The 9424-nt window shown below is 60.6% G+C and carries 11 protein-coding genes; 3 read left to right on the forward strand and 8 right to left on the reverse strand.

The window, feature by feature from the left end; genetic code table 11:
* Positions 1-209: 209 nt before the first annotated feature.
* From tyrS to CAPSK01_RS11540, 6 genes are read right to left on the reverse strand one after another with little or no spacing between them, the layout of a single operon-like run.
* Positions 210-1409 (reverse strand): tyrosine--tRNA ligase, encoded by a 1200-nt coding sequence (tyrS, locus tag CAPSK01_RS11515; RefSeq protein WP_034926445.1) that lies wholly within the window; start codon positions 1407-1409, stop codon positions 210-212.
* Positions 1410-1445: 36 nt separating this feature from the next.
* Positions 1446-1706, reverse strand: coding sequence for a YfhL family 4Fe-4S dicluster ferredoxin (locus CAPSK01_RS11520; RefSeq protein WP_034926447.1), 261 nt, complete (start codon positions 1704-1706; stop codon positions 1446-1448).
* Positions 1707-1719: 13 nt separating this feature from the next.
* The gene (coaD, locus tag CAPSK01_RS11525) at positions 1720-2223 is read right to left on the reverse strand and encodes a pantetheine-phosphate adenylyltransferase (protein WP_034926450.1); all 504 of its coding nucleotides are present in this window, start codon (positions 2221-2223) and stop codon (positions 1720-1722) included.
* Positions 2210-2764 (reverse strand): 16S rRNA (guanine(966)-N(2))-methyltransferase RsmD, encoded by a 555-nt coding sequence (gene rsmD, locus CAPSK01_RS11530; protein ID WP_034926452.1) that lies wholly within the window; start codon positions 2762-2764, stop codon positions 2210-2212. The genes coaD and rsmD overlap by 14 nt, the downstream gene beginning before the upstream one ends.
* A gap of 4 nt (positions 2765-2768) precedes the next feature.
* On the reverse strand, positions 2769-4064 hold the full coding sequence (locus CAPSK01_RS11535) for a pitrilysin family protein (protein ID WP_273703547.1): 1296 nt from the start codon (positions 4062-4064) through the stop codon (positions 2769-2771).
* Between the two features lie 13 nt (positions 4065-4077).
* The gene (locus tag CAPSK01_RS11540; protein ID WP_273703548.1) at positions 4078-5445 is read right to left on the reverse strand and encodes a pitrilysin family protein; all 1368 of its coding nucleotides are present in this window, start codon (positions 5443-5445) and stop codon (positions 4078-4080) included.
* A 97-nt stretch (positions 5446-5542) separates the two neighbouring features.
* Between CAPSK01_RS11540 and ftsY the strand changes: the two genes are divergently transcribed.
* The 3 genes from ftsY to ftsX are packed head-to-tail and all read left to right on the forward strand — an operon-like array spanning position 5543 to position 8114.
* Positions 5543-6529, forward strand: a complete 987-nt coding sequence (gene ftsY / locus CAPSK01_RS11545; protein WP_034926453.1) for a signal recognition particle-docking protein FtsY — start codon at positions 5543-5545, stop codon at positions 6527-6529.
* The gene (ftsE, locus tag CAPSK01_RS11550) at positions 6526-7212 is read left to right on the forward strand and encodes a cell division ATP-binding protein FtsE (RefSeq protein ID WP_034926456.1); all 687 of its coding nucleotides are present in this window, start codon (positions 6526-6528) and stop codon (positions 7210-7212) included. Before ftsY ends, ftsE begins: the two co-directional genes overlap by 4 nt.
* On the forward strand, positions 7209-8114 hold the full coding sequence (ftsX, locus tag CAPSK01_RS11555) for a permease-like cell division protein FtsX (RefSeq protein ID WP_034926459.1): 906 nt from the start codon (positions 7209-7211) through the stop codon (positions 8112-8114). The genes ftsE and ftsX overlap by 4 nt, the downstream gene beginning before the upstream one ends.
* 31 nt (positions 8115-8145) lie before the next feature.
* On the opposite strand, the gene CAPSK01_RS11560 is transcribed toward ftsX, so the two are convergent.
* Together CAPSK01_RS11560 and CAPSK01_RS11565 are read right to left on the reverse strand one after the other, a co-directional pair.
* Positions 8146-8520, reverse strand: a complete 375-nt coding sequence (locus CAPSK01_RS11560) for a diacylglycerol kinase (protein WP_273703549.1) — start codon at positions 8518-8520, stop codon at positions 8146-8148.
* 20 nt (positions 8521-8540) lie between these two features.
* Positions 8541-9424 (reverse strand): histidinol-phosphate transaminase (locus tag CAPSK01_RS11565; protein ID WP_273703550.1); only part of this gene is annotated, 884 nt, incomplete at its 5' end.

Here is a 9424-nt window from a genome sequence, read left to right on the forward strand (position 1 = left end):
AGATCAAGAACCCACACCTATCGGTTGTCCAATTTTTAAAGAGCTGCAGAACAACCATTTGGCTGTACTGTACTTGCCTTGCTGCAATTTCTTGGCTGCCCGAGCAGCGAGAGGGCGCATTATACAGGCGTTTGCAGCGGCGTCAATCACTGATCGAAAATTTTTCACAGGAACGGACTGGGCCGTCGGCAGGCTATCCTTGCGAACGCTCAGGCGATGCTGACACGCGCGAACTTGCGCTTGCCAACCTGCAGGACAAAAGAACCCTTGGCGGGGAGCATGAGGTGCTTGTCGTCGATCCGGGCACCGTCGATCCTGACCCCGCCCTGCTGGATCATGCGCAAGGACTCTGAGGTGCTAGACGTTAATCCGGCCTGCTTGAGAACCTGCGCAATGCTCAAGGACCGGTCGCTGGCCAGCAGGTTGACTTCCGGAATATCGTCAGGAATGGCGCCCTGACGGAAACGCGCATCAAAATCGGCCTGCGCCCGAACAGCGGCCGAGGCGCCATGAAAGCGAGCAACAATTTCCTGGGCCAGCAGAACCTTGACTTCGCGTGGATTACGTCCCTCCATGACCTCGTCCTGCAAGCCGGTAATGTTCTCGATGCTGCGAAATGAAAGCAGCTCGAAGTACCGCCACATCAGCCCATCGGAGATCGACATCAGCTTCCCGAACATCTCATCAGGCGGCTCGTTGATTCCCACGTAGTTGCCGAGAGACTTCGACATCTTGTGGATGCCATCCAGGCCTTCGAGCAGCGGCATGGTCAGGATGCACTGCGGTGCCTGCCCGTAGTGCTTCTGCAACTCTCGTCCGACCAGGAGGTTGAATTTCTGGTCAGTGCCGCCGAGTTCCACGTCCGCTTTCATCGCCACCGAGTCATATCCCTGGCACAGCGGATAAAGCAACTCGTGAATGGCGATCGGCTGACCGTTTCGGTAGCGCTTGGCGAAATCATCGCGCTCGAGCATCCGTGCGACGGTATGCAAAGCCGCCAAGCGGATCAGCCCCGACGCACCCAGCGGATCGAACCAGAGGGAATTGAAGCAGATCTCGGTCCGGTCGGGATCGAGAATCTTGAACACCTGCTCCTGGTAAGTTCTGGCATTTTCGATGATCTGCTCTCGCGACAGTGGCGGTCGAGTCACGTTCTTGCCGGTTGGATCACCGATCATCCCGGTAAAGTCGCCAATCAGGAACAGCACATGATGACCAAGGTCCTGACAGTGCCTGAGCTTGTTGATCAGTACGGTATGCCCGAGATGCAGATCCGGGGCTGTCGGATCAAAGCCCGCCTTGATCCGGAGCGGTCGGCCGGTTTTCAGCCTTTCAAGAAGTTCGGCTTCAATCAGCAGTTCTTCCGATCCGCGCTTGATCTGCTCGAGTTCTTCTTCAATGACGCGCATGCAGCCCCCTTCTTGCCGGCGTGGCGTGCTTCCGGCTCAGCCGCGGCCCGGACGACCGGTCAGCTTCTCATACTTGGCCCACAGTTGATCTTCGCTCTCCTGGTGTGCAGGATCTTTTGGAATGCAGTCAACCGGACAAACCTCGACACACTGGGGGGTATCGTAATGTCCGACGCATTCCGTACACTTGCCCGGGTCGATTTCGTAAATCTCCGCCCCCTGGGAAATCGCTTCGTTCGGGCACTCCGGCTCGCACACATCGCAGTTGATGCATTCGTCGGTAATAATAAGGGCCATGCTTACGGTTCCTTCAGATTGTTGAAATTTCTCGTACTCGCTTGACCAGCCGATCACTGATCGCGGGCTGGACAAATTTGCTGACATCGCCGCCGAGGACGGCGATTTCGCGAACCATCGTCGCCGAGATGAACAGGTACTGCTCACCGGGAGTCAGGAAAACCGTTTCGACTTCGGGGAAGAGGTTTCTATTCATTCCCGCCATCTGAAACTCATAGTCAAAGTCCGACACCGCACGCAGCCCGCGGATGATCACTTTCGCTCCCTTGGCATGCAGAAAGTCCATCAACAGGCCATCGAAGCCGCAGACTTCGGCATTCGGATAGCATGCGAGAATTTCCCGCGCCATTTCGACCCGTTCGGCCAGAGAAAAAAACGGCCTTTTCGGCTGGTTCTGGGCGATCGCCACGATCACCCGATCAAAGAGACAGGCCGCGCGCCGAACGAGATCCTCGTGACCTCGGGTCATCGGATCGAAGGTCCCTGCATAGATTGCCACCCGCTTATTTAATGCCATCCGTTTCGCCTCGCCGCATCAAGTGATAGAACACCTGGCCAGCTCGACCATGACGCACGGTGCGCCAATCTCCGATACCCTCCAGGGCGTTCTCTGCCTCGGCATAGATCATGCCGTCAGCTGCCATGACGCCCGGCACAAGCGGTGCCAGACGGTCCATCCAACCGTGGTGAAACGGCGGATCCAGAAACAATACGTCGAAACGCGAGTTGACGGAAGAGAGAAATGTCATCGCATCCGAGTGGACGATCTTCAGACCCTGGGCCGTACCCAGGATTTCTGCGTTGCTCGCCATCGCCGCCAGCACCTTTGGCGAATGGTCGACCATCATCACGCTGGTGGCGCCGCGCGAGGCGGCTTCGAAGCCCAGGGCACCGCTGCCGGCAAACAGATCGAGGCAGGAAAGACCGGTCAGATCCTGTCCGAGCCAGTTGAACAGTGTCTCGCGCACACGATCCGGCGTCGGCCGTAAACCAGGCACATCAGGAAAACGAAGAATTCTTCGTCGCCACTCACCGCCAATGATACGCAGCGAATTCAGAATGTCATTCCCCGGCCACCACCACGGTCACCCAGTGCTCTGGTCGCAGATGCCGTGCAAACGCTGCCTTGACGTCGGCGGTCGTGACCTTTTCAATATTTTCCGGGTAGCGATCGAGATAATCGATCGGTAAGCCATAAAAACCGATCATCGCCACATTCTCCAGGAGCTTTCGATTGCTGTCGAGGCGCAGCGGGAAACTGCCGATCAGATTCTGCTTTGCGGCCTGCAACTCCGTTTCCGTTGGTCCGTGCTCGAGGAAGCTGGCAAGCACCTCACGAGCCACCTTCAGCGCGTCGTCGGCCTGCGTCTTCTTGGTTTGTAGACCCATCTGGAACGGCCCCAACTGTTGCAGCGGCATGAAGTAGCTGTGCGCGCTGTAGGCAAGACCACGTTTGTCGCGAACCTCCTTCATCAGGCGTGAGACAAAGCCACCGCCACCAAGCGAATAATTGCCGACGGCCAAAGGAAAGAAATCCGGGTCGCCGCGTTTGAGTGCCGGCAGTCCGATCAGCAGATGCGCCTGCACTGCCGGATGGTCAATCCGCCGTTCGACAGCCGCCGGCAATGCCGGGACCGCGATTTCTGCAGGGGCCGGTCCCGACGGCAAAGCGGCGGTCAGCGCTTCGGCCACCGCTTCGGCTTCGCCGCGTGACAGGTCTCCAACGATCGTCACGCGGGCGCGCTGCGCAGTATAACTTGCCGCATGGAAAGCGACCACATCTGCACGAACCAGCGCAGCCACCGATTCCGGTGTCGCATGCCGTCCATAGGGGTGCGCGCCATACATCGCCGCCCAGAAGGCCCGGCTGGCAATCGTTTCGGGGCGCGTCAGCGCTTCCTTGAGGGTGGCGATCGAACGTGCCTGCTCGCGATCGAAGACTGCCGCGGGGAACTGCGGCGTGCTCAGAATCGCGCGCAGCATGTCGAGAGCCGGGCCGCGCCTGTCGGTCATCGACAGCGTTCGCAGGGCAATCGTGGCACGGTCCATCTCCACCCCACCCGACAACCTGGCACCCAGATCGGCCATCCGGCTGGCAATCTGCATCTCGTCCATGCCCGCAACCCCCAGGTCGACCAGGGCGCGGGTCAGCGAAGCCACGCCCGCCTTGCCCTCGAATTCATGCGCCGTACCGGCGGCAAAGTCGACCTGGACATCGAGAATCGGCAAGCTATGGTTCTCGACAAATAAAACGCCGGCACCTGATGTCGTCTGCCAACGCTCGATCTTCGGACCGGCGTGTACCAGCGGAATGGCGACCACCAGGCATACGCAGAGCAGCAGCTTGCAGGGATTCATCAGCGGATTCTCATCAATGACGGGGGGTGAACGGCGAGCGCGCGCGCGGCGCTTGCGGCAATGGCTGCGGGTCCAGTTCGGCAACAGTCAGTTGCTCGTCGCGAAAGTACCTCCTTGCGACCGCCTGGATTTGCTCGGCAGTGACCGCCTGCCGCTTTTCGAGAATGCGTCGGTTCAAGTGATAGGGAATACCGACCGATTCAAGTTGCCCGATCTCCATTGCCTGCGCAAACATCGAATCCAGCTTGTAGATCTGCCCGGCAATCAGCTGCGCCTTGGCGCGTGTCAGTTCGTCGGCAGCCACCCCCTGTTGCTGCACCTGGACAATTTCGGCGCGCAAACCAGCCTCGAGGTCGGCGCGAGTTTTTCCGTCGCTGGGCGATCCGGACAGGTAGAAGATGCCCGGCCCGCGCGTCGTCGAATCGTAGCTGGCCTCCACGTCTACTGCCAGACGCTGCTCGCGAACGAGGTGTCTGGAGAAGCGGGCCGCCTCGTGCCCAGACAGAACGGCCGACAGCATCTCGAGTGCATAGGGATCGACGTCCTGGTCAACATCGCGGATGACCGGCACCTTGTAAGCCATGATCAGTACCGGCAGATCTGCCGGTGCTTTCACCGTCAGGCGGCGAATACCGGCCTGCGCAGGCTCGTCCTGTGGTTTCCTGACCGGCAGCGGGCGTTCCGGCAAAGCTCCGTAATGCTGTTCGGCAAGCTGGAAAACATGCTCGTGATCGACGTCACCAACGACCACCACATAAGCATTGTTCGGCGCGTACCAGCGCTCGTACCAGAGCCGTGCGTCATTGACAGTCATGTTCTCGAGATCGTTCATCCAGCCGATGATCGGAACGCGATACGGGTGCGCCTGAAAAGCAACCGCGGATAGCTGCTCGAAAAGCAGCGCCTGGGGTTGATCATCGGTGCGCAACCGCCGCTCTTCCATGACCACCCGGATCTCCTGCGCGAACTCCTTGGGATCCAGAGTCAGATGACGCATGCGATCGGCCTCGAGCTGCATCATCTCGGACAGTTTCCCTTTCGGTACCTGCTGAAAATAAGCAGTGTAGTCACGACTGGTAAATGCGTTGTCACGCCCGCCAGCAGCCGCGACGCGGCGGTTGAACTCGCCGGGTCCGGCGCTCGGAGTACCCTTGAACATCATGTGTTCGAGGACATGGGCGACACCGGTGCTGCCATTCGTCTCGTCCATGCTGCCGGCCCGGTACCAGACCATATGTGCAACCGTGGGAGCTCGCCGATCCTCCTTGACGATAATCCGCAAGCCGTTCGCCAGTTGCTTCTCATAGGGATTGGCCAGCACTGATGCAGGTACGGCCAGCACCAGCAACCATCGAATCAATTGCGCGTAACGTCTGGGCATGAGTCGCTTCTGATAGAATTTGAAAGGATGTCGGGTAATCTCGCCGGCATCTTACCACCACCAATGTACCCGAGCGCCTTTGAGACACGAAAGCACCATGTTTGGTTTCTTCAAGAAGTCCCCTGGTCAGCCGCCCGCGCCGACCAGTCCAGTCGTCATCGAAGGCACGGCGCCTGTGGTCCCGTGGCGGCATCGACTCAAGGCCGGTCTCGCGCGCACACGCGCGCAATTCAGCGGCAGGTTGAAATCGCTGTTCTCGCGCGGCAAGGTCGACGACGAACTGCTCGAAGATCTGGAAAGCCTGCTGTTGAGCAGCGACGTCGGCCTTGATGCAACCCAGCATCTGCTCTATCAGCTGAAAATGCGCGCCAAACGCGACAGGCTCGACACCCCGGAAGCGATTCAGCGCGCGCTGTCCGAGATTTTCCACGAACTCCTGCGGCCGCTCGAAGAAACACTCGACCTCACCGCGCACCGCCCGTTCATCATCATGATTGCCGGCGTCAACGGCGCCGGCAAAACCACCTCGATCGGCAAGCTGGCCAAGTACTTTCAGGCACAGGGCCGATCGGTCCTGCTCGCCGCCGGCGACACTTTCCGCGCCGCCGCGCGCGAGCAGTTGCAGACCTGGGGCGAACGCAACAATGTCACGGTAATCTCCCAGCAGTCCGGCGACCCGGGGGCGGTGATCTTTGACGCCATTGCCGCCGCCAGGGCACGCGGCATCGACATCGTCCTGGCGGATACGGCCGGCCGCCTGCCGACACAGTTGCACCTGATGGAGGAAATCGCCAAGGTCCGGCGCGTCATCCGGAAGGCCGACCCGTCCGGACCACACGAGACGCTGCTGATCCTCGACGCAACCTTCGGCCAGAACACGCTGCAGCAGGTCATCGCCTTCGACAAGGCCATTCAGGTTACCGGTCTGGTCCTGACCAAGCTCGACGGTTCGGCGAAAGGCGGCGTCGTCGCCGCCATCGCCCGCCAGTGCCCGAAACCGGTTCGCTTTATCGGTGTCGGCGAAGGGATTGACGATCTCCGGCCCTTCAATGCCCGCGATTTCGTAGACGCGCTATTCGAGTGATTACCGCCAGCAACGTCACCAAACGCTATCCGGAAGGTCGCGAAGCCCTGCGCAACGTGAGTTTCGGGATCACCGCAGGAGAAATGGTTTTCCTTACCGGACACTCCGGCGCCGGGAAATCGACGCTGTTCAAACTGCTGGCGGCCATCGAGCGCCCGACTTCGGGCAGCATCGTGATCAACGGCCAGAATCTCGCTACGCTGCGCAAAAACGCCGTTCCCTACCTGCGCCGCAAACTCGGACTGATCTTTCAGGATCGTAAGCTCCTGTTCGATCGCAACGTCCTCGACAATGTGCTGCTGCCTCTGGCGATCGTCGGCCACCCGGCCAGGGAAGCGCTGCGCCGGGCCCAGGCGGCGCTGGCCAAGGTGGGGCTGCCGAATCGCGAGAAAACTTTCCCGATTGCGCTCTCCGGCGGCGAGCAACAACGTCTGGCGATTGCCCGCGCCGTCGTCAATCGGCCGGCAATCATCCTCGCCGACGAGCCGACCGCCAACCTCGACGCGGCGTCGGCAAGCGAAATTCTCGAAATCTTCCGTTCCTTCCAGCAGGTTGGCGTGACCGTGGTCATTGCCACTCATGACCCGTTGCTGCTGCCCCACCTGCAACCGCGCGTTCTCCGCCTCACCCAGGGCGAGATGAGCGAAGAGCGCGAACCAGCCAGCCACGGTGTCACGCCGTGAGATCCTGGCTCGCCCAGCACCTGGCGGCGCTGCGCGATGCCTTGCGACGGCTGCTCGCAGCGCCGCTCAATTCGCTGCTGTCGCTGCTGGTGATCGGCGTCGCGCTGACCCTGCCGACCGCCGGCTGGCTGACCCTCGACAACCTCCGCAAGCTCTCTGGCGATACCCCCAACGTGCAACAGATCAGCATTTTCCTGGCCCTCGACGCCGGCAAACGCGAGATCAGCGACATCGAGTCGCGCCTGCAGGCAAGCCGATCCGGAAGCTGGCGTTTCGTGCCGCGCGAAGAGGCTTTGAAGCGCCTGCAGGCGACCGAAGGGATGGCCGAGATCATCACCAGCCTGCCACGAAATCCGCTGCCCGACGCCTTTGTCGTCACCCCAGGAGACACCCGACCAGAGGCCCTCGAAGACCTGGCCAGAACCTTCTCCTCCTGGCCGAAGGTCGCGCATGTTCAGCTCGACTCGGCCTGGGTCAGACGCTTCGATGCGCTGCTCCACCTCGGCGAGCGGGTCGTCATGATGCTTGGCGCGCTGTTCGCCGGCGCACTGGTGACCATCACTTTCAACACCATTCGCCTGCAAATCCTCGCCCAGGCCGCCGAGATCGAAGTGGCCAAACTGATCGGTGCCACCGATACCTACATCCAGCGCCCGCTGCACTATTTCGGCATGCTGCAGGGCGCCCTCGGCGGACTCTGCGCTGCGCTGCTGGTGAGCGCTGGTCTGCGCCTGCTGACGCCGCCGGTGGTCGAACTGACGCGACTTTATGGCGCCAGCTTCGCCCTGCAAGGCCTGTCGACAGGCGATGTCGTCGTCCTGGCTGCGATCGGCGCTGCGCTCGGCTGGCTGGGGGCGAAGATCTCGGCGCTGATTCATCTGCACCGCATTGCAGCGCCCTGACCAAACACGCACGCACCCACAGGCACCCGCCTCACCCGAACAAGACGCAAGCCCAGATGACCGGAACGTTGAGCAAGGCCAGCAGCACCGCTGCGCTGCCGATATCCTTGGCGCGCTTGGCCAGCGGGTGCCGATCCAGCGAAATCCGGTCAACCGTTGCCTCGATCGCCGAGTTGAGCAATTCAACGATCAGCACCAACAGCAGGCTGCCGATCATCAGTGCCAGCCCCAGACCGTTCGGCGAAAGAAGGAAAGACAGCGGGGTCAGCAGCGTAGCGAGCAGCACCTCTTGCCGAAAGGCGTCTTCTGAACGAAAGGCCGCACACAGGCCGGCCCGCGAATAGTGGAACGCGTTCCAAATCCGCCGCCAGCCGGTCTGTCCCTTGAACGGGCTTTCTTCAGTCACCTGACTCTCCTGGCGACGATTCAAGCGATCAGGATTGATCTGCCCGCGATCTCGGCCAGAGCCTCGACCAATAACGCGCATTGTGCATCGGTACCGATCGTGATCCGTAGATACTGGTCGATCCGCGGCAGCTTGAAATGACGAACGAGGATGCTTCGTTGGCGCAAGGCTGCGGCGAGCTGGCCAGCGTCATGCTGCGGGTGACGGACGAAAATGAAATTGGCCGCCGAAGGCAGGACTTCAAAACCCTGTCGCAGCAAGGTACTACGAAGGGTCTCTCGGCTACTGATGACGGCCTGCCGGGTGATCTCGAAGTACTCCTGATCGCCGATTGCGGCAACTGCACCGGCAATCGCCAGCCGATCGAGCGGGTAGGAATTGAAACTGTTCTTGACTCTTTCGAGCGCCTCGATCAGGTCACGATGGCCAACCGCGTAGCCAACGCGCAGCCCGGCCAGCGAACGCGACTTCGAAAGGGTGTGCACAACCAGCAGATTCGGGTGGTGATTGACCAGCGCAAGTGCCGACTCGCCGCCGAAGTCGATGTAAGCTTCATCGACGACGACGACCGATCGGTGATGCGCCAGGAGCAGACGCTCGATGGCCGTGAGTGGCAACAGACGGCCCGTCGGCGCATTCGGGTTCGGGAAAATGATGCCGCCGTTTGCTGTTGCGTAATCTTCCCTGCGGATTTCGAAATTCTCGTCGAGCGGCACGGTCACATGGGCGATTTCGTAAAGGCCACAGTAGACCGGGTAGAAGCTGTAAGTGATATCCGGAAAGAAAATCGGCAGCTCGTGTTTGAGCAACGCCATGAAGACATGCGCCAGCACTTCGTCAGAACCGTTGCCGACAAAGATCTGTTGCGGTGAGATGCCGAACTCCACGTAGCGGGCCGCGACCG

Source organism: Candidatus Accumulibacter vicinus, assembly GCF_000584955.1.
In the GTDB taxonomy this organism is placed as follows: domain Bacteria; phylum Pseudomonadota; class Gammaproteobacteria; order Burkholderiales; family Rhodocyclaceae; genus Accumulibacter; species Accumulibacter vicinus.